Here is a 22,502-nt window from a genome sequence, read left to right on the forward strand (position 1 = left end):
TCCGACCGAGGCCAGAAAATCAACTCCACGCTCGTTTCCATCCTGCTCGCGACCACCCTGGCCGGCGTGGTCAGCATTACCGCCGCCGCGGTGTTCTCGTTCGCGCTGCTGTCGAAGATGGTCGAGCGCCTGGTCAGCCTGTCGGTGGGCATCATGCTCTCGACCTCGCTGCTGCATGCGCTGCCGGAGGCCTTCGAGTCGCAGGCCGAGCCGCACACGCTGTTTGCGGTGCTGCTGGGCGGTTTGCTGGCGTTCTTCCTGCTGGAAAAGACGGCCATCCTGCGCCATTCGCACCACCACGAGGACGATGGCCACGGCCATCACCACGGGCATGACAAAAAAGAAGCCGGCAAGGCCGGCTGGATGATCCTGGTGGGCGACGGCCTGCACAACTTCACCGACGGCATCCTGATCGCCGCGGCCTTCCTGGCCGACCCGCACCTGGGGCTGGTGACGGGCCTGGCCATCATCGCGCACGAGATCCCGCAGGAGATCGGCGACTTCATCGTGCTGCTCAACGCCGGTTTCTCGCGCACCCGCGCCTACGTCTACAACCTGATCTGCAGCCTGATGGCGGTGGCCGGCGGCGTGCTGGGCTATTTCATGCTGGAGCGCGGCATGGAGTGGATTCCCTACGTGCTGGTATTCGCTTCCTCAGGCTTCATCTACATCGCCGTCTCGGACCTGATGCCGCAGATGCAGCGCCGCGCCACCCTGCGCGAAACCATTCCGCAAGTCATCCTCATCGCCGCCGGCGTGCTGATCGTGCTGGCGCTGACGCACCAGGCGCACGCCCACTGAGGCGCTGTTCGGGTTCGCGGCGATCCCGCGGCGCCGGCTGGCGCATGCTCAGGCGCATGCCGATACTGCAGACGAAGCCGAGCAGGCCGAGGAACAGGGAGAGGTCTTCGAGCACGATGCATCCTTTCGGGAAGAGCCGGCGCCGGACGGCGCGGCAGACGTCTTCACTGTAGGCTTGCGGAGCTTGCCGCGCCAATATCAAATCGGCCGGCGCACCATCTCAAAACGATATGGGGACCAGGGAGACACATGATTTCAATCCGGCAACTCAGGTATTTCGTCGGGATCGTCGAGGCCCGCGGCTATACGCGCGCGGCCGAGCGGCTGTATGTCGCGCAGTCGGCGCTGAGCCGGCAGATCAAGGAGCTGGAGGCCGATCTCGACGTGGTGCTGCTGCGCCGCGAAGCCAAGCAGTTCGAGCTCACCGACGCCGGCCAGGACTTCTACGAGCGCAGCCGCAAGATCCTGCTCGACCTCGATCGCGCGGTCTCCCAGGCGCGCACCATCGGCCGCGGCGAGCACGGCGCGCTGCGCCTGCTGCATTCCAGTTCGGTGCCGCTGTCGGCGCCGCTGGGACCGACCCTGAACGCGGTGCTGGCGGCCTTTCCCGGCATCTCGCTGGAGATTTCGCAGGCGCCGTCCGAATACCAGGCGCGCGAGATCGAGGAGGGCAGCGCCGACATCGGCCTGGCGCGCCTGCCCATCCTGCGCGCCAATCCCAATCTTGAAAGCACGCTGCTGTATCGCGAGCGCCTGGTCGCGGCGGTGCCGGCGTCGCATCGGCTGGCGCAGCGCGCGGAGGTGGAGATCGCCGAGCTGCGAGATGAATTCTTCGTCACCGTGCCGCACCGCGATCGCGGCGGCTTGAGCTACCTGGTCGCGGAGCGCTGCATCGCCCATGGCTTCTATCCGCGCGTGGCGCGCGCCACCTCGCGCAAGAATTCCTTGCTGAGCCTGGTCAACGCCGGTTTCGGCATCGCCGTGGTGCCGCAGAGCATGGCCAGCATTTCGCTGTCGGCGGGGGTGAGTTTTCCGGCGGTGAAGGACGCCGATTTCCATTCGGAAGTGGCGCTGCTGCGGCGGCGCGATGCGCCGGCGATGGTGAGCCAGTTTGTCGAGGCCTTCATCGAAGGCCTGAGGGCGGCGGGTTTGCCCGCGCCGGACGGGGACTGAGTCCGGCGCGCGTCATGACGCCGGGATCAGGCCCCGGTCGCAACAGGCCGGGCCGCGTCGGAGCTCCACTCGCTCCACGATCCCGGATACAGGCTGGCGCCCGCCAGCCCGGCCACTTCCAGCGCCAGCAGGTTGTGGCAGGCGGTGACGCCGGAGCCGCATTGCATCACCGCGGCCTGCGGGTCGCCGATCACCGACAGCCATTCCTCGCGCAGCTGGGCTGCGCCCTTGAAGCTGCCGTCGGCCTGCAGGTTGTCCTTGAAGAAGCGGTTCCTGGCGCCCGGGATATGGCCGCCGACGGCGTCCAGCGTCTCGTTCTCGCCGCGGAAACGATCCGGCGCGCGGGCGTCGACCACCTGCAGTTTCTGTGACGCCAGGTTCTCCACCAGCGCATGCGCATCCACCGTCTTGACGATCGAGGTGAGGTCCTGGATGTTGCCGTGCGCGGCCGGCGGCGGCGTCTCGGTGGTCAGTTGTTCGCCGATGGCCTGCCAGGCGGCCATGCCGCCGTCCAGCACCGCCACGTCGCTGTGGCCGATCCAGCGCAGCAGCCACCACAGGCGCGCGGCGAACATGCCGCCGTGCGCGTCATACGCCACCACCTGCGTGTCGTTGTTGATGCCCAGCGCGCGCATGGCGTCGACGAAGCGCTGGCGGTCGGGCAGCGGATGGCGTCCGTGGAAGCGGCCCGCGGCGTCGGTCTTGGCGCCGGAGAGGATCTCGTCCAGATGGGCGAAGCGCGCCTGCGGCAGGTGGGAGGCGGCGTAGGCGTCGCGCCCCGCGTTCGGATTGGCCAGGTCGTGGCGGCAATCGACGATCACCAGGTTCAGGTATTGCGCGCGCGACTTCAGGTCGGCGGCGCTGATCAGGGTGCTGTAGGTCATGCGGTCTCTCCTTGTTCTCTGATGCGGTAATCGGTTTTACACTTCGGTCGCGATCGGGTCGACCTTGGGCACGTTCTTGGCGGCGCTCTGGCTGGTGCGCTGGTTGTGGTAGGTCGCCAGGATGCCGCTGGCCAGGATGATGGCGATGCCGGTCCAGCCGAGCCAGCCCGGCGCGTCGTTCCAGATCACCACGCCGAACAGGCTGGAGAACACGATGCCGGTGTATTGCAGGTTGGCCGTCACCAGCGTGTTGCCGAGCCGGTAGGCGCGCGTCATGGCGATCTGCGCCAGCGTGGCGGTCAAGCCTATCATGATCACCAGGAAGGCCCCGGTGGGCGTATGCGCATGCAGCAGCGGCATCTTGCCGACGAAGACGTTTCCCACCAGTCCCGCCACCACGCCGGTCAGCGAGAAGTAGAACACCACGCGGTATTCAGGTTCCCCCAGCAGGCCCAGCTTGCGCACCTGCAGGTACACCATCGCCGAGAGCACGCCGGAGAACAGCGCGATGGCGCCGCCCACCAGCTGTTCGGCGTTCAGCGAGGGGCGCATCAGCAGGGCCACGCCGATGAAGCTCAGCAGCACGGTGCCGGCCAGGCCCCATTCGAACTTCTTGTTGCCTTTCCACCAGCCGGCCGCAAACAGCATGGCGGCGATCCAGATCGAGGACATGTAGTTCAGCGTGGTGGCGGTGGCCACCGGCAGCAGGCTGAAGGAATAGAACCACATCCACAGCGAGATCACGCCGATGCCGCCGCGGATCAGGTGGTCGCGCGGGAAGGGCGTGCGGAAGGTGCCGCCGCGCAGCAGCACGATGGCGGTGATGACGGTGACGCCGACCAGGCCGCGGCACAGGACGATCTCGGCGGTGGTGTAGTACTCGCCCGCCATCTTGACGCAGACCCCCATGATGGAGAACAGGAACGAGGCGACGAGCATCCAGAGCGATTGCATGGCGGTGATGTTGTAGTGGGGTGGAGTCGGAGGGACGGGCGCGCGCCTGCGCGTGGCGCCGGCGGATGGGGCGCGCGGCCGCCGGAAAATGAAATCGGCAGCGCCGGACGGTGCCGGTGCTGCCGATCATGTGTTGCGGGTCGGGTTGTGAGGATGGCAAGTTCAGGGTGGAGGCAGTGGCGGCGCATTCGCGTTGCGTCGTCGTTCTGCCGCTCCCCTTGCATGCAATCTCCTCGCGCGGCCTGTGGCCGGATTATTCTTTGGCGCCCGGCGGCACGTCGAGCTGGCTGCGGTACCACTCGTGGAAGTGCTGCATGCCGTCTTCCATCGGCGACTGGTACGGACCGACTTCGCTGGTGCCGCGATCCATCAGTATACGACGGCCGGCGTCCATGCGCAGGGCGATCTCGTCATCCTCGACGCAGGTCTCCATGTAGGCGGCGCGTTCGGCCTCGACCAGTTCGCGCTCGAACAGGGCGATCTCCTCCGGATAGTAGAACTCCACCACGTTGGTGGTCTTCTGCGGGCCGGTCGGCCACAGCGTCGACACCACCAGCACGTGCGGATACCACTCGACCATGATGTTGGGATAGAGCGTGAGCCAGATCGCGCCGAACTTCGGCGGTGTGCCGTTGGAAAACTTCAGCAGCTTTTCCTGCCACTTGGCGTAGGTGGGCGAGCCGGACCTGGCCAGGCCGTGGTTCACGCCCACGGTCTGCACGCTGTAGTCGCGGCCGAACTCCCACTTCAGGTCGTCGCAGGAGACGAAGTTGCCCAGGCCCGGATGGAAGGGTTCGACGTGGTAGTCCTCCAGGTAGACCTCGATGAAGGTCTTCCAGTTGTAGTCGCACTCGTGGACTTCGGTGTGGTCGTACAGATAGCCGGAGAAATCCAGGTCGCGCGCCACGCCGAGGTTCTTCAGCTTGGCCGCGACGTCGGCGCCGTGGCCTTCGAACAGCAGGCCGTTCCAGTTCTGCAGCGGCGTCTTCGACAGGTTCAGGCAAGGCGTTTCGCCGAAATGCGGCGCGCCGATCAGTTCGCCCTTGAGGTCGTAGGTCCAGCGATGCAGCGGGCACACGATGTTCTTGGCGTTGCCGCGGCCGTCCAGCATCTTGGCCTGGCGATGGCGGCATACGTTGGAGACCAGCTCGATGCCTTGCGCGTTGCGCACCAGCATGCGGCCTTCGTTTTCCCAGGGCAGGGTCGCGTAGTCGCCCGCCTCTGGCACCATCAGTTCATGGCCGGCGTAGCGTGGGCCCTGCTGGAAGAGTTGTCGGAGTTCCCGCTGGTAGAGCGGTTCGTCGAAATAGACGTTGACCGGGAGTTGCGCGTTTGATCGCGCCAATTTGGCAAAAGTAGCAAGATCGGACATTTCCGCCCCCAAATTAATTTGCACCAACCTAAGGAAGAAAATCCGCAAAAACCTGTGTTCAAATAATATGAAGAGGAAATTTTGGACAGAACCGGGGATTATACTGCAAATAGCCCCTAAAGGGGCGGGTTTTGAGAGCAAAATGTCAGCATTTTGGCCGAACTTACGTTTTCGTCTCCAGCCCTTTCTGCAAATCCCGTCCCGAATTGATTTTGGAATCAGAGGATTGTTCTAAAATAGCGGGTTAGTTTTTTTAATGGGTCGATATGCCGAGAACCTCAGCCACTGCCGCCACCGCCGCGCCCCCGGCCTCCTTCGAGCAAGCCATGCAGGAGCTGGAACAGCTCGTGGCGCAGATGGAAGCCGGCGAGCTGCCGCTGGAAGCCTCCGTGGCCGCCTACAAGCGCGGCTCGGAACTGGTGAAATTCTGCGCTGCCCAACTGGACAAGGTCGACAGCCAGGTCAAGGTGCTCGAGGGCGACATGCTCAAGCCCTTCAGCGCCGACAACGCCGGCGGGGACGACTGATGAACGCCCGCATCCCGACATCGCTGCCGTTCGCCGACTGGGCAAAGCAGGTGCAATCCGGCATGGAAGACGTGCTGGACCGCTTCCTGGCGCCGGTCTCCGTGGTGCCCGCGCGGCTGCACGAGGCGATGCGCTACACCGCCATGGACGGCGGCAAGCGCGTGCGCCCGCTGCTGGTGTATGCCGCCGGCGACGTGTTCGACACGCCGCTGCCGCTCCTGGAGCGCGCCGCCGCCGCGGTGGAGATGATCCACGTGTATTCGCTGGTGCATGACGACATGCCCTGCATGGACGACGATGCGCTGCGCCGCGGCAAGCCCACGGTGCACGTGAAGTACGACGAAGCCACCGCGCTGCTGGTGGGCGACGCGCTGCAGGCGCAGGCGTTCGCCACGCTGTCGGCGCCGCTGGAAGCGGAGCTGGCGACGGCCGATGCCGGCATGCCGGCACGCCAGTTGCGCATGCTTAACCTGCTGGCGCAGGCTTCCGGCTCGGTGGGCATGTGCGGCGGTCAGGCGATCGATTTGGCCAGCGTCGGCATGACGTTGTCGCTGTCGGAACTGGAACAGATGCATCGCCTGAAGACCGGCGCATTGCTGCGCGCGGCGGTGCTGCTGGGCGCGCTGGGCGGCAAGGCGCTGACGGCCGACGAGAGCGCCGCGCTGGACGACTACGCGCGCGCCATCGGGCTGGCCTTCCAGGTGGTCGACGACATCCTCGACGCCACCGCCGACTCGGCCACGCTGGGCAAGACCGCCGGCAAGGACGCGGCGGACAACAAGCCGACCTATGTATCGATACTCGGTCTGGGCGAATCGCAGGCGCTGGCTGAAAAGCTGCGCGGCAACGCGCACCAGGCCCTGGCGCCGTTCGGCGACAAGGCGCGCCGCCTGCGCGAACTTGCCGACCTGATCGTGCAACGCAAGGCATGAAGCCCAACCGCTTCAGACCCAACAAACGGTAACAACAGTTATGCTGCTCAACTCGATAAACGACCCGGCCGACCTGCGCCGCCTGCCCCGCCACCAACTCAAGCCGCTGGCCGACGAGTTGCGCGGCTTCGTGCTGGACTCGGTGTCCAAGACCGGTGGCCACCTGTCGTCCAACCTGGGCACGGTGGAACTGACCATCGCGCTGCACTACGTCTTCAACACGCCTGACGACCGCATCGTCTGGGACGTGGGCCACCAGACCTATCCGCACAAGATCCTGACCGGCCGCCGCGACCGCATGTCGACGCTGCGCCAGCAGGACGGCATCTCCGGCTTTCCGCGCCGCGTGGAAAGCGAATACGACACCTTCGGCACCGCGCACTCGTCGACCTCGATCTCGGCGGCGCTGGGCATGGCGCTGGGCGCCAAGAGCCAGGGCTCGGACCGCCACGCCATCGCCGTCATCGGCGACGGCGCGATGACCGCCGGCATGGCCTTCGAGGCCCTGAACAACGCCGGCGTCTACGACGACGTCAACCTGCTGGTGATCCTGAACGACAACGACATGTCGATCTCGCCGCCGGTGGGCGCGCTGAACCGCTACCTGGCGCGCCTGATGTCGGGCAAGTTCTACGCCAAGGCGCGCGACGTCGGCAAGTCGGTGCTGCCGGGCCCGGTGCTGGAACTGGCCAAGCGCCTGGAAGAGCATGCCAAGGGCATGATCGTGCCGGCCACCATGTTCGAGGAATTCGGCTTCAACTACATCGGCCCCATCGACGGTCACGACCTCGACTCGCTGATCCCCACGCTGCAGAACCTGAAGAACCTCAAGGGCCCGCAGTTCCTGCACGTGGTCACCAAGAAGGGCCAGGGCTACAAGCTGGCCGAGGCCGACCCGGTGCTGTACCACGGCCCCGGCAAGTTCAATCCCAGCGAAGGCATCAAGCCCAGCAGCGGCGGCAAGCTGACCTACACCCAGGTGTTCGGCGAATGGCTGTGCGACATGGCCGCCGCCGACAGCCGCCTGGCCGGCATCACCCCCGCCATGCGCGAGGGGTCGGGCATGGTCGGCTTCGAGAAGAAATTCCCCGACCGCTACTACGACGTCGGCATCGCCGAGCAGCACGCGGTGACCTTCGCCGGCGGCCTGGCCTGCGAGGGCATGAAGCCGGTGGTGGCGATCTACTCGACCTTCCTGCAGCGCGCCTACGACCAGCTGATCCACGACGTGGCGCTGCAAAACCTGGACGTGACCTTCGCGCTGGACCGCGCAGGCCTGGTCGGCGCCGACGGCGCCACGCACGCCGGCAACTATGACCTGGCCTTCCTGCGCTGCATCCCGAACATGGCCGTGCTGGCCGCCTCCGACGAGGACGAGTGCCGCAAGATGCTGTCCACCGCCTATCAGTACGAAGGCCCGGCGGCGGTGCGTTACCCGCGCGGCGCCGGCATCGGCGCCACGGTGGAAAAGACCCTGGACGTGCTGCCCTGGGGCCGCGGCGAGATCCGTCGCCAGGGCCGCGGCATCGCGATCCTGGCCTTCGGCACCATGGTGGCCCCGGCGCTGGGCGCGGGCGAGAAGCTCAACGCCACGGTCGCCAACATGCGCTTCATCAAGCCGCTGGACGTCGAGCTGGTCAGGCAACTGGCCGAGTCGCACGACGCGCTGGTGACGGTGGAAGAGGGCTGCATCATGGGCGGCGCCGGCGCGGCGGTATCGGAGGCGCTGGCCGCGGCCGGCATCGCCAAGCCTATCCTGCACCTGGGCCTGCCCGACCGCTTCATCGACCATGGCGACGCCGGCCAACTGCTGGCGCAATGCGGACTGGACGCGGCGGGCATCGCCGAGTCCATCGTGCAGCGCTTCGGCAAGGACGAGCCGCGCCTGGTGGTCAACAACGGCTGACCTGTCTCAGGCCGAAAAACAAACGCCCCGCGAGCGCAAGCCGCGGGGCGTTTGTTTTGGGCCGATGGCGCGCGATGACCGGCGTTCAGCGCGCGCGGCCTTTTTCCCACAAGACATCCTGCCCGCCGGCCTCGCGGTTGAGCACCCGCGCCAGCACGAAGCACAGGTCGGACAGCCGGTTCAGGTAGCGCCGCGCCGGTGCGTTCACGCCGCCGGGCTCGGTCTTCTCCAGCATCACCACGCTGCGCTCGGCGCGACGGCATACGGTGCGGCATACGTGCGCCAGCGCCGCCGTGCGCGAGCCGCCGGGCAGGATGAATTCCTTCAGCGGCGGCAGGGTGGCGTTGTATTTTTCCAGCAGCGCATCCAGCCGCGCCAGGTGGGCGTCGGACAGCACCGCGTAGCCGGGGATGCACAGCTCGCCGCCGAGGTCGAACAGGTCGTGCTGGACCGAGACCAGCTCCTCGCGCAGCGTCGCCGGCAGCGGCTCGCACAGCAGCAGGCCGAGCTGCGAGTTCAGTTCGTCGACCTCGCCCAGCGACTGGATGCGCAGGCTGTCCTTGCCCACGCGGCTGCCGTCGCCCAGGCCGGTGCTGCCGTCGTCGCCGGTGCGGGTAGCGATCTTTGAGAGGCGGTTGCCCATGGCTTTCTCCTTGGTGAAGTGCGCGAGCTTAAGCTGCGCGAGCAGAGGGCGCAAGCCTGCGCGATTGTCATTCCGGCAAGCAAAAATCCGTAAAAAATTCACTTGATCTGGCAAGCGAGCCGAAAAGGCATCGGATATTTGCCGAATCACTTCGCCGCAAGAGAGTAAAATTCATCAGTTGAATCAGTGGTCAGTCCACTGGAGGAGCAGGGGATGTTCCTCCTCCGGCATGGCGCCGCCACGCATCGCGCAACATATAACAAGACAGACAACAGAGACACACCGAGAGAGACACATGAACCACATTGTTGATGCACAGAAACTGAAACGCCCGGTGCCGCAGGCACTGCTGGATGAACTCAAGGCCCTGTTCGGCGATCGCCTGTCGACGTCCATGGCCATGCGTGAGCACCATGGCCGCGACGAATCCTCGTATGACCCGATGTTGCCCGACGCCGTGGTGTTCGCGCACACAACCGAGGAGGTCGCCGCTTTCGTCAAGCTGTGCAGCCGCTTCGAGACTCCGATCATTCCCTACGGCACCGGCACCTCGCTGGAAGGCCATGTGCTGGCGCTGCAGGGCGGCATCACGGTCGACCTGTCGCAGATGAACCGCGTGCTGGCCGTGAACCCCGAAGACCTGACCGCCACCGTGCAGGCCGGCGTCACCCGCAAGCAGTTGAACCAGGAGATCAAGGACACCGGCCTGTTCTTCCCCATCGATCCCGGCGCCGATGCCTCCCTGGGCGGCATGGCCTCGACCCGCGCCTCCGGCACCAACGCCGTGCGCTACGGCACGATGAAGGAAAATACCCTGACCCTGACGGTGGTGACCGCCGACGGCAACATCATCAAGACCGGCACCCGCGCCAAGAAATCCTCGGCCGGCTACGACCTGACCCGCGTCTACGTGGGCAGCGAAGGCACGCTGGGCATCATCACCGAAGTCACCGTGCGCCTGTATCCGCAGCCTGAGGCGATCTCGGCGGCGATCTGCTCCTTCCCCAGCGTGGCCGACGCGGTCAACACCGTGATCCAGACCATCCAGGTCGGCGTGCCGCTGGCGCGCGTGGAGCTGCTCGACGAGAACGGCGTGAAGGCCCTGAACGCGCACGACAAACTGACCCTGCCGGTCAATCCGCTGCTGCTGTTCGAATTCCACGGCAGCGAAAACGGCGTGAAGGAACAGGCCGAAGTCGTGCAGGAAATCGCCAACGACAACAACGCCACCGGTTTCGAATGGGCCACCCGCCCCGAAGACCGCACCCGCCTGTGGACCGCGCGTCATAACGCCTACTTCGCGCTCTTGCAGTTGCGCCCGGGCGCGCGCGCGATCTCCACCGACTGCTGCGTGCCGATCTCGCGCCTGGCCGAATGCGTGCTGGAAACCAAGGCCGACTGCGAGGCGCAGGGCCTGATCCACGCCATCATCGGTCACGTCGGCGACGGCAATTTCCACGTGCAGATGATGGTCGATCCTAACGATCCGGCCGACGTGGCCAAGGCCGAAGGCGTCAACGAGCGCATGGTCGCGCGCGCCATTTCCATGGACGGCACCTGCACCGGCGAGCACGGCGTGGGCCTGCACAAGATGGACTTCCTGGTGCAGGAGCACGGCGACGGCGCCATCGCCGTCATGCGCGCCATCAAGCATGCGCTGGATCCGAAGAACATCATGAATCCCGGCAAGATCCTGCGCTGGGAGCAATAAGGCATTGATGTCGCCGGCGGCCGTCGTGCCGCCGGCGATGTAACCGGTTCCAGAGGCGTTTGCACAGAGACGCCTATCCTCGATACCGCACTGCAATCCGTTTTCAGTTCGTTGTCAGTCCGTTTTGCAATTCGTTTTCGCACGCGCAGCAAGAAAGAATCCATGGCCACCCGCCTTCCACCCGTCCACGCGCTGTCCGCCTTCGAGGCGGCGGCAAGGCACAATTCCTTCGCCATCGCGGCCGAAGAACTCTGCATCACTCCTTCGGCGCTGTCGCACCGCATCCGCCTGCTGGAGGACTTCGTCGGCGAGCGCCTGTTCTACCGCGATGGCCGCTCCATCGGCCTGTCCGAATTCGGCCGCCGCTACCTGGACGTGGTGCGCTCGGCGCTGCGTACGCTGACCGACTTCCCGATGCCGCACCGTAACGCCGCGGTGCAGCCCAAGATCAAGGTGATGCTGCCGCCCACCTTCGCGCGCCACCTGCTGATGCCGCGCATCGCCGACTTCACCCAGCGCCATCCCGAGATCGTGGTGGAGCTCTACCTGTCGGTGCCGCTGTACGACCTGTCGCTGTCGGAGAGCGACGTCGAGATCCGCTTCGGCGCCGGCAACTATCCCAACATCGTCACCGAGAAGCTGTTCGAGGAACCCGCCTTCGCGGTGGCCAGCCCCGCCTATCTCAAGACCCTGCCGCCGATGAAGAGCCCGGCCGACCTGCAGCACGCCAGCCTGCTGCGTTCGGCGCTGGAACCCTGGCAGCCGTGGTTCGAGGCGGCCTGCCTGAAGGACTGGACCGAGCCGTCGGCCGGCCTGCGGGTGGACGACCTGGGGCTGCTGCTGGAGGCGGTGCGCCACGGCTACGGCGTCGGCCTGACCCGTCAGCACTTCGCCGAGGAGCTGCTGGCGCGCGGCGAGATCGTCGAGCTGTTCGATGTGCGCCTGCGTACGCCGCCGCATGCCTATTACGTGGTCTACGAGCGTTCGGTGCGCGAGCGGCCTGAGGTCGATACCTTCATCAGCTGGATTCAGAACGCGTTCAAGAACATCTGACGGGCTTGTCTTTTCTGGCATCTGACTGGGTGCTGCTCCCGTGTGTCCGTTCGGAGCGAGTGGCCGCTTGTGGCCTGTCTAGGTTGGCGTACATGCCGTTGTTCGTTGCCTTGGGTAGTCTGGTCTTGCTGCATGCCGATGTACTGGCTCTGGTTCTATCTTTCTCCGGTCGGAACGGAGCGCCGGGGGCGGCCCGGCAGCCGCTCACTTTTCTTGCTCCGCCAAGAAAAGTAAGCAAAAGAAGGCGGCCCCTAAGATCCAGCCCCTTCGGGGTTCCCGCCGGAGCGCGCTGAAAAATGGGCAAGACAGAGTCGCTTCGCTCGACTGTCTTGCTGATCCATTTTTCAGCACGCTCCGGCGGCTGGCTCCCAAGGGGAAAGCCTGTCCGGCTCGCCTGCGGCATCGCCCTGGATCCGGCTCGCCTTCGGCTTCGCGCTGCTTGCTTCTCGCCTTCGGCTTCGATCTACTGGCTCGCTATCTGATGCAATCCGTCATCCCGGCGCAGGCCGGGATCCAGTGTCGTTTCGCCGCCCATCGGGCGGCTTCCCGCGCCTCCCCGGCATCGAAAGGTCAGACCTTCTTTCCCCGCTGAAAATAATTCATTCCCGTCAAAAATTCTTTTCAGTGCGCCGCAGTACAACAGGCGGGCATTGCACCCCCTAAAATTAGTTACACTGCAAGCTTGAAAAGCGTCCGCACAAAGCGGGCCGAGAACCAGCGAGACAAGTACGAAAGAAGGCGGACGCGATCCGCCCCTCATCAGCCTCCGGGCCGCTTTCCTATTGCCCGCATAGCCCAAAGCCGAGGTCCAGCATGAATGCTCCCGCTAACCAATCCTTCGCGCCGGCACGCCAGCGCGAGGTCGTCGAGGCCTTGCGCCGCGCAGTGCCCGGGCACTGCGTGCTGTTCGATGAAGAAGATACCCGTCCCTATGAATGCGACGGCCTGGCCGCCTACCGGCAACTGCCGATGGTGGTGGTGCTGCCCGAGAACGAGCAGCAGGTGGTCGCGGTCATGAAGGCCTGCCACGATCTGAAGGTGCAGATCGTGCCGCGCGGTGCCGGCACCGGCCTGTCCGGCGGCGCCATGCCGATCGCCGACGGCGTGGTGCTGTCGACCGCCAAATTCAACAAGATCCTGAAGATGGACAAGTACTCGCGCACCGCCGTGGTCCAGCCCGGCGTGCGCAACCTGGCCATTTCCGAAGCGGCCGCGCCGCACGGGCTGTATTACGCGCCCGACCCGTCTTCGCAGATCGCCTGCACCATCGGCGGCAACGTCGCCGAGAACTCCGGCGGCGTGCATTGCCTGAAGTACGGCCTGACGGTGCACAACGTGCTGCGCGTGCGCATGGTGACCATCGAAGGCGATGTGGTGGAACTGGGCAGCGGTGCGCTGGACGCGCCCGGCCTGGACCTGCTGGCGGTGTTCATCGGCTCCGAAGGCATGCTGGGCGTGGTCACCGAGGTGACGGTGAAGCTCGTGCCCAAGCCGCAGGCCGCGCGCGTGATCATGGCTTCGTTCGACGACGTGGTGAAGGGCGGCAACGCCGTGGCCAACGTGATCGCCGTCGGCATCATTCCGGCCGGCCTGGAGATGATGGACAAGACCAGCTCGCGCATGGTCGAGCCCTTCGTGAAGGCGGGCTACGACGTCGACGCCGAGGCCATCCTGCTGTGCGAGTCCGACGGCACGGCCGAAGAGGTGGAAGAAGAGATCGGCCGCATGACCGAGGTGTTGAACGCCAGCGGCGCCACCGCCATCGCCTGCTCGACCTCGGAGGCCGAGCGCCTGCGCTTCTGGTCCGGCCGCAAGAACGCCTTCCCGGCCGCCGGCCGCATCTCGCCCGACTACTACTGCATGGACGGCACCATCCCGCGCAAGAAGCTGGCGCAGGTGCTGCTGGGCATCGCCGAGATGGAAAAGAAATACGGCCTGCGCTGCGCCAACGTGTTCCACGCCGGCGACGGCAACCTGCATCCGCTGATCCTGTTCGACGCCAACATCGCCGACGAATTCTACCGCGCCGAACTGTTCGGCGCCGAGATCCTCGAGTTGTGCGTGGAAGTGGGCGGCACCATCACCGGCGAGCACGGTGTGGGCATCGAGAAGATCAACTCGATGTGCGTGCAGTTCGCGCCGGCCGAGCGCGAGGCCTTCTTCAAGCTCAAGCGCGCCTTCGACACCGCCTTCCTGCTCAACCCCGACAAGGCCATCCCGACCCTGCACCGCTGCGCCGAGTACGGCAAGATGCACGTGCAGCGCGGCCAGTTGCGCCACCCCGAATTGCCGAGATTCTGAAATGAGCGAGCAGACACACACACATGCGGACATGAGCGCCGTGCTGGACTCCTTCCGCCAGCGCATCGTCCAAGGCCGGCCGCTGCAGATCCGCGGCGGCGGCACCAAGGACTGGTACGGCCAGGCGCCGCAGGGCGAGGTGCTGGACACGCGCGCCTACAGCGGTATCGTCGACTACGAGCCGACCGAGCTGGTGATCACCGCACGCTGCGGCACGCCGCTGTCGGAGATCGACGCCGCGCTGGAGAAGAACAACCAGATGCTGGCCTTCGAGCCGCCGCGCTTCGACGGCGCGGCCACCGTCGGCGGCATGGTCGCCTCCGGCCTGTCGGGCCCGGCGCGGGTATCGGCCGGCGCGGTGCGCGACTTCGTGCTGGGCGCGGTGCTGATGGATGCCAGCGGCGAGCAGCTGCACTTCGGCGGCCAGGTGATGAAGAACGTCGCCGGCTATGACATGTCGCGCCTGCTGACCGGTTCGCTGGGCACGCTGGGGCTGATCCTGCAGGTCTCGCTGAAGGTGCTGCCCAAGCCCTTCGCCTCCAGCACGCGCGTCTTCGAGATGAACCAGGAGGGGGCGCTGCGCCTGCTCAACCAGTGCGGCGGCCAGCCCTTGCCGCTGGTGGCCAGCGCCTGGAGCAACAACGTGCTGACCATCCGCCTGGCCGGTGCGCAGGCTGCGGTCGATTCGGCGGTCAAGAAGCTGGGCGGCAGCGAGCTCTCCAACGGCGACGATTTCTGGCGCGACCTGCGCGAGCAGCAGCATGCCTTCTTCGCCGACGCCGATGCGCCGCTGTGGCGCCTGTCGGTGCCGTCGGTGGCGCCGCCGCTGGAGCTGCACGGCCGCCAACTGATCGAGTGGGGCGGTGCGCAGCGCTGGCTGCGTCCCGACGCCGGCGTCGACGCGGTCGCCATTCGCGCCGCGGCCCTGGCCGCGGGCGGCAGCGCCAGCCTGCATCGCGGCGGCGACAAGGCCATCGGCGTGTTCCATCCGCTGCAGCCGGCGGTGGAAAAGATCCATCGCAACCTCAAAGCGCAATTCGACCCGGCCGGCATCTTCAATCCCGGCCGCATGTACGCGGGCCTGTAAGCCGAAAGCCAACAGTTATGCAAACCAATCTAGCCGACTTCATCCGCGACACCCACGAAGGCCAGGAAGCCGACGCCATCCTGCGCAACTGTGTGCACTGCGGTTTCTGCACCGCCACCTGCCCGACCTACCAGCTGCTGGGCGACGAACTGGACGGCCCGCGCGGCCGCATCTACCTGATCAAGCAGGTGCTCGAAGGCAAGCAGGCCACGGCCGCCACGCAGTCGCACCTGGACCGTTGCCTGACCTGCCGCAACTGCGAGTCGACCTGCCCATCGGGCGTGCAGTACGGTCGCCTGGTCGATATCGGCCGCAAGGTGGTGGAGCAGCAGGTGCCGCGTCCGCTGTCGCAGCGCCTGGCGCGCACGGCGTTGAAGGAGCTGCTGCCGCGCAAATGGCTGTTCCGCCCGGCGATGAAGGCAGGGCAGATGGTGCGCCCGCTGCTGCCCAAGGTGCTGCAGAACAAGGTGCCGCTGCCGCAGCAGGCCGGCGCTTGGCCGACCCGCGCGCATGCGCGCCAGATGCTGCTGCTGGACGGCTGCGTGCAGCCCTCGATGTCGCCCAACATCAACAGCGCCACCGCGCGCGTGCTCGACGCGCTGGGCGTGCAGCTGTTCGTGCCGCCCAAGACCGGTTGCTGCGGCGCCATCCGCTATCACATGAATGACCAGGACGGCGGCCTGGACGACATGCGCCGCAACATCGACGCCTGGTGGCCCTATATCGAAGGCGAAGGCCGCGACGGCATCAAGGCCGAGGCCATCGTGATGAACGCCTCCGGCTGCGGCGCCACCGTCAAGGAGTACGGCCACCTGCTGCAGCACGACCACGCCTACGCCGAGAAGGCCCGCCGCATCTCGCGCATGACGCTGGACATCAGCGAGATCCTGCCCGAGTTCGAGGCCGAGCTGCAGCAGAAGCTGGCCGGCTACGACGGCAAGCGGGTCGCCTACCATCCGCCCTGCACGTTGCAGCACGGCCAGAAGATCCGCGGCAAGGTCGAGTCCATCCTGCGCGCGGCCGGCGTGGACGTGCAGCTGTGCGCCGACAGCCACCTGTGCTGCGGTTCGGCCGGCACCTATTCGGTGCTGCAGCCGGAGCTGTCCTACCAGCTGCGCGACAACAAGCTGAAGAACCTGGCCGCCACCGACCCCGACATGATCGTCACCGGCAACATCGGCTGCGTGACCCATCTGCAATCGGGCACCGACACGCCGGTGCGGCACTGGATCGAGCTGCTGGACGCGGCCCTGCAGGGACGCGCCTGACAGGCTGCTGACATTGCTGTCCGCAAGGCAACAAGCCCCGCTGATGCGGGGCTTTTTTGTGGATGAAATGATCACAAAAGCGGTAATTTGCGGATGTTTGCCGCTTCCCGGCTTGACGAGCAGGGCCATAAATCAATAAGCTTCGAGCTTTTTTTATCGCCCAGCAGGAAAAAGCCGACAATATTTCTCGTCTGCAAGCTTCCGGCCGCTGAACGAAATGCCGCCTCCGGGTCCAACCGAGGTCGGCGACGCAGCAAGCGCATTCCATCCCTCGTCAGACTTTTGGGCCGGCCCCGCCGGTTCCAGGAGCAGGAGACCATCTTGAAAAAACGCATTCCACCAGCCGCCTATATCTTCATCGCCATGCTGCTCGGCATCCTGGTCGGCTACCTGATCTTCTCGCACTACGACAAGGCGCAGGCCAAGGAACTGGCCGGCTATATCTCCATCGCCTCGGACATCTTCCTGCGCCTGATCAAGATGGTGATCGCGCCGCTGGTGTTCTCGACCCTGGTGGTCGGCATCGCCCACATGGGCGACGCCAAGTCGGTGGGCCGCATCTTCGGCAAGTCGCTGGGCTGGTTCTTTGCCGCCTCGCTGGTGTCGCTGGCGCTGGGCATGGTGATGGCCAACCTGCTCAAGCCCGGCATGGGCGTGGCGCTGCCGCCGCCTGACGCGGCCGGCGTGGGCCTGGCCACGGGCAAGTTCACGGTCAAGGAATTCTTCAACCACCTGGTGCCCAAGTCGGTGGCTGAAGCGATGGCGCAAAACGAGATCCTGCAGATCGTGGTGTTCTCCATGTTCTTCGGCATCGCGCTGGCGGCGCTGGGCGAGCGCGGCAAGAACCTGCTGGCCGTGGTCGACGACCTGTCGCACGCCATGCTCAAGATCACCGGCTACGTGATGAAGTTCGCGCCGGTGGCGGTGTTCGCAGCGATGGCCGCCACCGTGGCGGTCAACGGCCTGGAGATCCTGGTCAGCTTCGCGGTGTTCATGCGCGACTTCTACTTCTCGCTAGTGCTGCTGTGGTTGATCCTGATCGCCGCCGGCTTCGTGTTCCTGAAAAAGCGCATCTTCCACCTGCTGGCCCTGATCAAGGAAGCCTTCCTGCTGGCATTTGCCACGGCCAGTTCGGAGGCCGCCTATCCCAAGCTGCTGGACGCGCTGGACCGCTTCGGCGTCAAGCGCAAGATCTCCAGTTTCGTCATGCCGATGGGGTACTCCTTCAACCTCGACGGTTCGATGATCTACTGCACCTTCGCCACGCTGTTCATCGCCCAGGCCTACGGCATGGAGCTGTCGCTGACCACCCAGATCACCATGATGGCGGTGCTGATGCTGACCTCCAAGGGCATCGCCGGCGTGCCGCGCGCCTCGCTGGTGGTGATCGCCGCCACGCTGCACCAGTTCAACATCCCCGAGGCGGGCCTGCTGGTGATCCTGGGCATCGACACCTTCCTCGACATGGGCCGCTCGGCCACCAACGCGGTGGGCAACTCGATCGCCTCGGCCGTGGTCGCCAAGTGGGAAGGCGGCCTGCTGAGCGAGGAAGAAGCGCGCGCCGCCGAGCAGGCCATCGAGAACGAGGCCGAACTCAGGCTGCACGGCTGAATTCGAAAGAAAACGATCTGACACTTCATAAAAAAGCTTCGCTTCGGCGAAGCTTTTTTGTTTTTGAGAGTTGGTGCGTACTATCGTCGCGCTTCGATTGACGTGCTTCGTCCTGGTCTCTAACGTGCCGCATCCTTCGCAGCTCCGCGCAGGAACGACATCCGGAGACATGTATGAAAAAACGAATTCCCGCCGCCGCCTGGATCTTCGGCGCCATGCTGCTCGGCGTGCTGGCCGGCTACCTCATCAACACCTGCGCCGCCGACAAGCAGCAAGCCGCGCAGATCGCCGACTACATTTCAATCGCCTCCGACATCTTCCTGCGCCTGATCAAGATGGTGATCGCACCGCTGGTGTTCTCCACGTTGGTGGTCGGTATCGCCAACATGGGCGATGCACATTCGGTCGGGCGCATCTTCGCCAAGTCGCTGAGCTGGTTCATTACGGCCTCGGTCGTGTCGCTGGGCCTGGGCATGGTGATGGCCAACCTGTTGCAGCCGGGCCTGGGTATCACGCTGCCAGATACGGGCGCCGGCGGCGGGGTCGTTGCGACGGGTTCGCTGGGCATCAAGGAGTTCGTCAGCCACCTGGTGCCGAAGTCTTTCGCCGAAGCCATGGCCAAGAACGAGATCCTGCAGATCGTGGTGTTCTCGATGTTCTTCGGCGTGGCGCTGGCGGCGCTGGGCGAGCGCGGCAAGACCCTGCTGGGATCCATCGACGAGCTCTCGCACGTCATGCTGAAGATCACGGGCTACGTCATGCTCGCCGCGCCGGTCGCGGTTTTCGCAGCCATTGCCGCGACCGTGGCCGTCAACGGGCTGGGTATTCTGCTCAGCTTCGCCATCTTCATGCGCGATTTCTATCTGGCCTTGTTGCTGCTGTGGACGTTGCTGGTGGCAGCCGGCTTCGCCTTCCTGCGCCGGCGCATCTTCCGCCTGCTGGCGCTGATCAAGGAGGCCTTCCTGCTGTCCTTTGCCACCGCCAGTTCCGAGGCTGCCTATCCCAAGCTGCTGGACGCGCTGGACCGCTTCGGCGTCAAGCGCAAGATTTCCAGCTTCGTCATGCCGATGGGGTATTCCTTCAACCTCGACGGTTCGATGATGTACTGCACCTTTGCCACGCTGTTCATCGCCCAGGCTTACGGCATCGAGCTTTCGCTGGGCACCCAGCTGACGATGATGGCGGTGCTGATGCTGACCTCCAAGGGCATGGCAGGCGTGCCGCGCGCGTCGCTGGTGGTGATAGCCGCCACGCTGCAGCAGTTCGGCATTCCGGAAGCGGGGTTGCTGATCATCCTGGGCATCGACACCTTCCTGGACATGGGCCGATCCGCCACCAACGCTGTAGGTAACTCCATCGCCGCGGCGGTGGTGGCGAAGTGGGAAGGCGGACTGCTGTCGGAGCAGGAGGCGCAGGCCGCCGAGCAGGCCATCCAGGCCGAGGCCGAACTCAAGCTGCACGCTTAAGCCTCTTCCCGCCGCAAAGCCAAAAAGGAGCATGCCGGCAACGACGTGCTCCTTTTCTTTTGCGGGCAGGGCAAAGGGCAGTGCTCAGGCCGGAACGGCTTCGCGCACCTTGGCCGGGATCCACTCCTGCAGCGTGATTTCGATGGTGATGAAGGACAGGTTGGCGCCGCGCACGAAACGGCCGGCGAAGATCTTGCCGTCGGTGTCGGCCACCACGCCCTGCAGCGGGTTCGGATTGGACTTGCCGTCCGAGAAGCCGATCTCGCCGAAGACGTTGAGGATTTCAACGCCGGGGCCGTTGATTTCCATCTGGCGCAGGCCGCCGGCGGCGGCGTATTGCAGGTGGGCGTCGATCAGGCTGCCGATGGCGCCGCGCACGATGGCGGTTTTCATCCCGTGCTGGCGGCACAGCGCTTCCACGCTCTCGGTCAGGTCCTGGTTGGGTTTGAGGCGGGCCATGACCAGCTTGCCCAATGTGCCTTCTTCTACCTGGATGTTGTCGTCTGTCTCTGTTGTCGTTGTGATTAGGTTCGTCATCATGATTCCATGGGTGTCGGATGCAATAGACTGAAGTGCGTCTCTTCATCGCTGTTGACGACGAAGGCGCCCTGGGAAAACAAGCACAGGCGGATGATGAGCGGATCGTCGCCCACTTCCACCGTATCAAGCAAAAGATGGCCGCCGTGGATGGCGCCATCGCCATCGATGAAGCCCGAATGGCAATGCAATAATACCTTTCCTTCCTGGTTCTGGCCCACCGTGATGGCGCCGGTCACGAAAGTGATCGCGCCTTCCAGCACATGCGGCGGGCCGTAGTCATACGGGCGGTTCTGGTCCTTGGTGTTTTCGATGCGGTGGTAGTGCAGGCGGCGCGCGGTGCCGCCGCACATGCGGCCGACGCCGCCGCGCTGGCCGTAGCGCGCCAGCACGCGGCGCAGCGCTTCGCCCACCAGGGTGCCCGGGGCCAGCGTGATGCGCAGTTCCTCGGCCGGATTGGCCTCCAGGTCCAGCGTGCGCGGATAGCTCTGCTGGCCTGCGTGCAGGAACTTGCGGACCTCGACAAATCCCGGATGGCCGTCAGCGGGTTTGTTGGAGAGTTTCATAAGCGATAGTCACCTTTCTCCTCAAGCAATGCCTTGATCTGTTTCTTGACGATCTTTCCATAGCCCGACTTGGGCATGGTTTCCCAGAACACGAAGCGGCGTGGCCACTTGTATTTGCCGATGCGCTCTTCCAGATGCGCCAGCAGCGCTTCGCCGTCGGCCGACTGGCCCGACTTGCACACGATCACGGCCAGGCCGCTCTCGCCCCACTTGGGATCGGGCACGCCCAGCACGGCCACTTCCGACACCGCCGGGTGCGTCAGCAGCGCCTCTTCGATCTCGCGCGGATAGACGTTGGAGCCGCCCGAGATATACATGTCGGAAGAGCGGCCGGTGATGTAGAGGAAGCCGTCGCGGTCCACGTGGCCCAGGTCGCCGGTGTGGAACCAGTCGTGCTTGAAGGCCTTGGCGTTGGCGTCCGGGTTGTTGTGGTAGCCCATGAACACGGCCGGCCCGCGCACGCAGATCTCGCCGGTCTCGAAGGCCTTGAGCCTGGCGCCGTTGTCGTCCAGGATGGCGATCTCCATGCCGGTGCGCGGCATGCCGCAGGTGCCCACGCGCGCCTGCGGATGGGCGTCGTCGTCGAAGTGCATGTACGGCGGCAGGAAGGTGATGTTGCCGGTCACTTCGCCCAGGCCGTAGTACTGCACCAGTACGCGGCCCAGTTTCTTCAGCGCAAAGACCTGGTCGGCGCGGTACATCGGCGCGCCGGCGTAGATGACGTGCTTGAGCGAGGAGTGATCGTAACGGTCGACCGATTCGTCTTCCACCAGGATCTTGACGATGGTGGGCACGGTGAACATGTTGTCCACCTTGTATTTCTCGACCAGCTGCCAGGCTTCTTCCACCACCAGGCGTTCGGAAGACAACAGGATGCTGGCCGCGCCGCGCGCGGTGTTGATGACCGCGTGGATGCCGGCGCCGTGCGACAGCGGGGCCACCACCAGCGAGCGCGACTCGTGGTTCAGGCCCGGCATCAGGTCGGCCAGGTGGTTGGTGACGACGAAAGCCATCTGGCCGTGCGCCAGCATGCCCGCCTTGGGATGGCCGGTGGTGCCGGAGGTGTAGAAGAACCACAGCGGATCCTCGTAGTCGACCTCGACTTCATCGAACGCCGCGCCGCCGGCGTCGGCCACCAGGGTGTCGAAATCCAGCTCGCCCGGGCGCGGATCGCCCAGCGCGATCACGTGTTCCAGCGCCGGCGAGGCGGCCTTGACCGCGTCGACGTAGTTGGCGAAGCCGCGGTCGTACAGCATCACGGACGCGCCGCTGGACTGGCCCAGGTAGGCCGCTTCGGGAGGCGTGATGCGGAAGTTGGTCGGAACCCAGACCACGCCCAGCTTGAAGGCCGCCCAGGCGCTTTCGAAGATCTGCTGGTTGTTGCGCGAATGGACCAGCATCTTGTCGCCTTTCTTCACGCCGCGTTGGCTGAGCGCATGCGCGAGGGCGTCGACACGGTCGTTGATCTGCTTCCAGGTGATGATTTTGTCGTCACCGTTGTCGCCGCAGCGGCTCAAGATCAGGCCGGGCTCGTCGGGAAAGCGGCGCGCCACGTCGGATAACAGGCGGCCCAGGTTCATGACTTTCTTTAACATCGTCTCACTCGTTCTAATTGAAATTGGCGTTGCTGTTGTAATGCGTGCTGCGGAGTTGCGGGGATATCGACGCCGCCCGCCGGATGAACGCGGGCGGCGGGTGCTGCCAATGCTG

The 22,502-nt window shown here is 65.3% G+C and carries 19 protein-coding genes; 12 read left to right on the forward strand and 7 right to left on the reverse strand.

The window, feature by feature from the left end; all coding sequences use genetic code 11:
- Positions 1-42: 42 nt before the first annotated feature.
- Positions 43-801: a ZIP family metal transporter gene (locus CEJ42_RS18230; protein ID WP_088752176.1), complete on the forward strand. Its 759-nt coding sequence runs from the start codon at positions 43-45 to the stop codon at positions 799-801.
- A gap of 249 nt (positions 802-1,050) precedes the next feature.
- On the forward strand, positions 1,051-1,974 hold the full coding sequence (locus CEJ42_RS18240; protein WP_079218305.1) for a LysR family transcriptional regulator: 924 nt from the start codon (positions 1,051-1,053) through the stop codon (positions 1,972-1,974).
- A gap of 26 nt (positions 1,975-2,000) precedes the next feature.
- Here CEJ42_RS18240 and CEJ42_RS18245 read toward each other — a convergent pair whose 3' ends face one another.
- From CEJ42_RS18245 to CEJ42_RS18255, 3 genes are all read right to left on the reverse strand, one after another.
- Positions 2,001-2,858, reverse strand: coding sequence for a sulfurtransferase (locus tag CEJ42_RS18245; protein WP_088752054.1), 858 nt, complete (start codon positions 2,856-2,858; stop codon positions 2,001-2,003).
- Positions 2,859-2,894: 36 nt separating this feature from the next.
- Positions 2,895-3,812 (reverse strand): DMT family transporter, encoded by a 918-nt coding sequence (locus tag CEJ42_RS18250; protein WP_079218307.1) that lies wholly within the window; start codon positions 3,810-3,812, stop codon positions 2,895-2,897.
- 253 nt (positions 3,813-4,065) lie between these two features.
- Positions 4,066-5,184: an aromatic ring-hydroxylating oxygenase subunit alpha gene (locus CEJ42_RS18255; RefSeq protein ID WP_079218308.1), complete on the reverse strand. Its 1,119-nt coding sequence runs from the start codon at positions 5,182-5,184 to the stop codon at positions 4,066-4,068.
- A 266-nt stretch (positions 5,185-5,450) separates the two neighbouring features.
- On the opposite strand from CEJ42_RS18255, the gene CEJ42_RS18260 reads away from it, so the two are divergent.
- The 3 genes from CEJ42_RS18260 to dxs are packed head-to-tail and all read left to right on the forward strand — an operon-like array spanning position 5,451 to position 8,549.
- Complete coding sequence (locus CEJ42_RS18260) at positions 5,451-5,711, forward strand: exodeoxyribonuclease VII small subunit (RefSeq protein ID WP_079218309.1); 261 nt, start codon at positions 5,451-5,453, stop codon at positions 5,709-5,711.
- Complete coding sequence (locus tag CEJ42_RS18265; RefSeq protein WP_079218310.1) at positions 5,711-6,643, forward strand: polyprenyl synthetase family protein; 933 nt, start codon at positions 5,711-5,713, stop codon at positions 6,641-6,643. The genes CEJ42_RS18260 and CEJ42_RS18265 overlap by 1 nt, the downstream gene beginning before the upstream one ends.
- A gap of 40 nt (positions 6,644-6,683) precedes the next feature.
- Positions 6,684-8,549, forward strand: a complete 1,866-nt coding sequence (dxs, locus tag CEJ42_RS18270) for a 1-deoxy-D-xylulose-5-phosphate synthase (protein ID WP_088752055.1) — start codon at positions 6,684-6,686, stop codon at positions 8,547-8,549.
- 85 nt (positions 8,550-8,634) lie between these two features.
- Here dxs and CEJ42_RS18275 read toward each other — a convergent pair whose 3' ends face one another.
- A complete protein-coding gene (locus CEJ42_RS18275) occupies positions 8,635-9,192 on the reverse strand; it encodes a cob(I)yrinic acid a,c-diamide adenosyltransferase (RefSeq protein WP_088752056.1) in 558 nt (185 codons plus the stop codon).
- A gap of 295 nt (positions 9,193-9,487) precedes the next feature.
- On the opposite strand from CEJ42_RS18275, the gene CEJ42_RS18280 reads away from it, so the two are divergent.
- The 7 genes from CEJ42_RS18280 (at position 9,488) to CEJ42_RS18310 (ending at position 19,689) form a co-directional block, all read left to right on the forward strand.
- Complete coding sequence (locus tag CEJ42_RS18280) at positions 9,488-10,903, forward strand: FAD-binding oxidoreductase (protein WP_079218313.1); 1,416 nt, start codon at positions 9,488-9,490, stop codon at positions 10,901-10,903.
- Positions 10,904-11,065: 162 nt separating this feature from the next.
- Entirely contained in the window at positions 11,066-11,956 is an 891-nt protein-coding gene (locus CEJ42_RS18285; RefSeq protein ID WP_088752057.1) for a LysR substrate-binding domain-containing protein, read from the forward strand.
- Positions 11,957-12,769: 813 nt separating this feature from the next.
- Entirely contained in the window at positions 12,770-14,257 is a 1,488-nt protein-coding gene (locus CEJ42_RS18290) for an FAD-linked oxidase C-terminal domain-containing protein (protein ID WP_088752058.1), read from the forward strand.
- Position 14,258: 1 nt separating this feature from the next.
- On the forward strand, positions 14,259-15,344 hold the full coding sequence (gene glcE, locus CEJ42_RS18295; RefSeq protein ID WP_079218316.1) for a glycolate oxidase subunit GlcE: 1,086 nt from the start codon (positions 14,259-14,261) through the stop codon (positions 15,342-15,344).
- 17 nt (positions 15,345-15,361) lie between these two features.
- Positions 15,362-16,612: a glycolate oxidase subunit GlcF gene (gene glcF, locus CEJ42_RS18300; RefSeq protein ID WP_079218317.1), complete on the forward strand. Its 1,251-nt coding sequence runs from the start codon at positions 15,362-15,364 to the stop codon at positions 16,610-16,612.
- 321 nt (positions 16,613-16,933) lie between these two features.
- Positions 16,934-18,223 carry a dicarboxylate/amino acid:cation symporter gene (locus tag CEJ42_RS18305; protein WP_088752059.1) on the forward strand — a complete coding sequence of 430 codons (1,290 nt, stop codon included), beginning with the start codon at positions 16,934-16,936 and terminating at the stop codon, positions 18,221-18,223.
- Positions 18,224-18,396: 173 nt separating this feature from the next.
- Positions 18,397-19,689 carry a dicarboxylate/amino acid:cation symporter gene (locus CEJ42_RS18310; protein ID WP_088752060.1) on the forward strand — a complete coding sequence of 431 codons (1,293 nt, stop codon included), beginning with the start codon at positions 18,397-18,399 and terminating at the stop codon, positions 19,687-19,689.
- Positions 19,690-19,773: 84 nt separating this feature from the next.
- Here the strand turns inward: CEJ42_RS18310 and CEJ42_RS18315 are convergent, their stop codons facing one another.
- From CEJ42_RS18315 to CEJ42_RS18325, 3 genes are all read right to left on the reverse strand, one after another.
- Positions 19,774-20,148 (reverse strand): PPC domain-containing DNA-binding protein, encoded by a 375-nt coding sequence (locus CEJ42_RS18315; RefSeq protein ID WP_088752177.1) that lies wholly within the window; start codon positions 20,146-20,148, stop codon positions 19,774-19,776.
- 77 nt (positions 20,149-20,225) lie between these two features.
- Positions 20,226-20,792 (reverse strand): PPC domain-containing DNA-binding protein, encoded by a 567-nt coding sequence (locus tag CEJ42_RS18320; RefSeq protein WP_079218320.1) that lies wholly within the window; start codon positions 20,790-20,792, stop codon positions 20,226-20,228.
- Positions 20,789-22,429, reverse strand: coding sequence for an acyl-CoA synthetase (locus tag CEJ42_RS18325; RefSeq protein WP_088752061.1), 1,641 nt, complete (start codon positions 22,427-22,429; stop codon positions 20,789-20,791). Before CEJ42_RS18325 ends, CEJ42_RS18320 begins: the two co-directional genes overlap by 4 nt.
- Positions 22,430-22,502 lie beyond the last annotated feature (73 nt).

Origin of the sequence: Herbaspirillum robiniae (assembly GCF_002213415.1) — a bacterium.
Taxonomy (GTDB): Bacteria; Pseudomonadota; Gammaproteobacteria; order Burkholderiales; family Burkholderiaceae_D; genus Herbaspirillum; species Herbaspirillum robiniae.

Excerpts from the sequence above, each read along its gene's own strand:
- glcE (WP_079218316.1), top strand. The coding sequence starts at position 14,259 with ATGAGCGAGCAGACACACACACATGCGGACATGAGCGCCGTGCTGGAC.
- CEJ42_RS18250 (WP_079218307.1), bottom strand. The coding sequence starts at position 3,812 with ATGCAATCGCTCTGGATGCTCGTCGCCTCGTTCCTGTTCTCCATCATG.
- CEJ42_RS18275 (WP_088752056.1), bottom strand. The coding sequence starts at position 9,192 with ATGGGCAACCGCCTCTCAAAGATCGCTACCCGCACCGGCGACGACGGC.
- CEJ42_RS18310 (WP_088752060.1), top strand. The coding sequence starts at position 18,397 with ATGAAAAAACGAATTCCCGCCGCCGCCTGGATCTTCGGCGCCATGCTG.
- dxs (WP_088752055.1), top strand. The coding sequence starts at position 6,684 with ATGCTGCTCAACTCGATAAACGACCCGGCCGACCTGCGCCGCCTGCCC.
- CEJ42_RS18265 (WP_079218310.1), top strand. The coding sequence starts at position 5,711 with ATGAACGCCCGCATCCCGACATCGCTGCCGTTCGCCGACTGGGCAAAG.
- CEJ42_RS18320 (WP_079218320.1), bottom strand. The coding sequence starts at position 20,792 with ATGAAACTCTCCAACAAACCCGCTGACGGCCATCCGGGATTTGTCGAG.
- CEJ42_RS18290 (WP_088752058.1), top strand. The coding sequence starts at position 12,770 with ATGAATGCTCCCGCTAACCAATCCTTCGCGCCGGCACGCCAGCGCGAG.
- CEJ42_RS18245 (WP_088752054.1), bottom strand. The coding sequence starts at position 2,858 with ATGACCTACAGCACCCTGATCAGCGCCGCCGACCTGAAGTCGCGCGCG.
- glcF (WP_079218317.1), top strand. The coding sequence starts at position 15,362 with ATGCAAACCAATCTAGCCGACTTCATCCGCGACACCCACGAAGGCCAG.
- CEJ42_RS18315 (WP_088752177.1), bottom strand. The coding sequence starts at position 20,148 with ATGGCCCGCCTCAAACCCAACCAGGACCTGACCGAGAGCGTGGAAGCG.
- CEJ42_RS18255 (WP_079218308.1), bottom strand. The coding sequence starts at position 5,184 with ATGTCCGATCTTGCTACTTTTGCCAAATTGGCGCGATCAAACGCGCAA.
- CEJ42_RS18240 (WP_079218305.1), top strand. The coding sequence starts at position 1,051 with ATGATTTCAATCCGGCAACTCAGGTATTTCGTCGGGATCGTCGAGGCC.
- CEJ42_RS18260 (WP_079218309.1), top strand. The coding sequence starts at position 5,451 with ATGCCGAGAACCTCAGCCACTGCCGCCACCGCCGCGCCCCCGGCCTCC.
- CEJ42_RS18285 (WP_088752057.1), top strand. The coding sequence starts at position 11,066 with ATGGCCACCCGCCTTCCACCCGTCCACGCGCTGTCCGCCTTCGAGGCG.
- CEJ42_RS18280 (WP_079218313.1), top strand. The coding sequence starts at position 9,488 with ATGAACCACATTGTTGATGCACAGAAACTGAAACGCCCGGTGCCGCAG.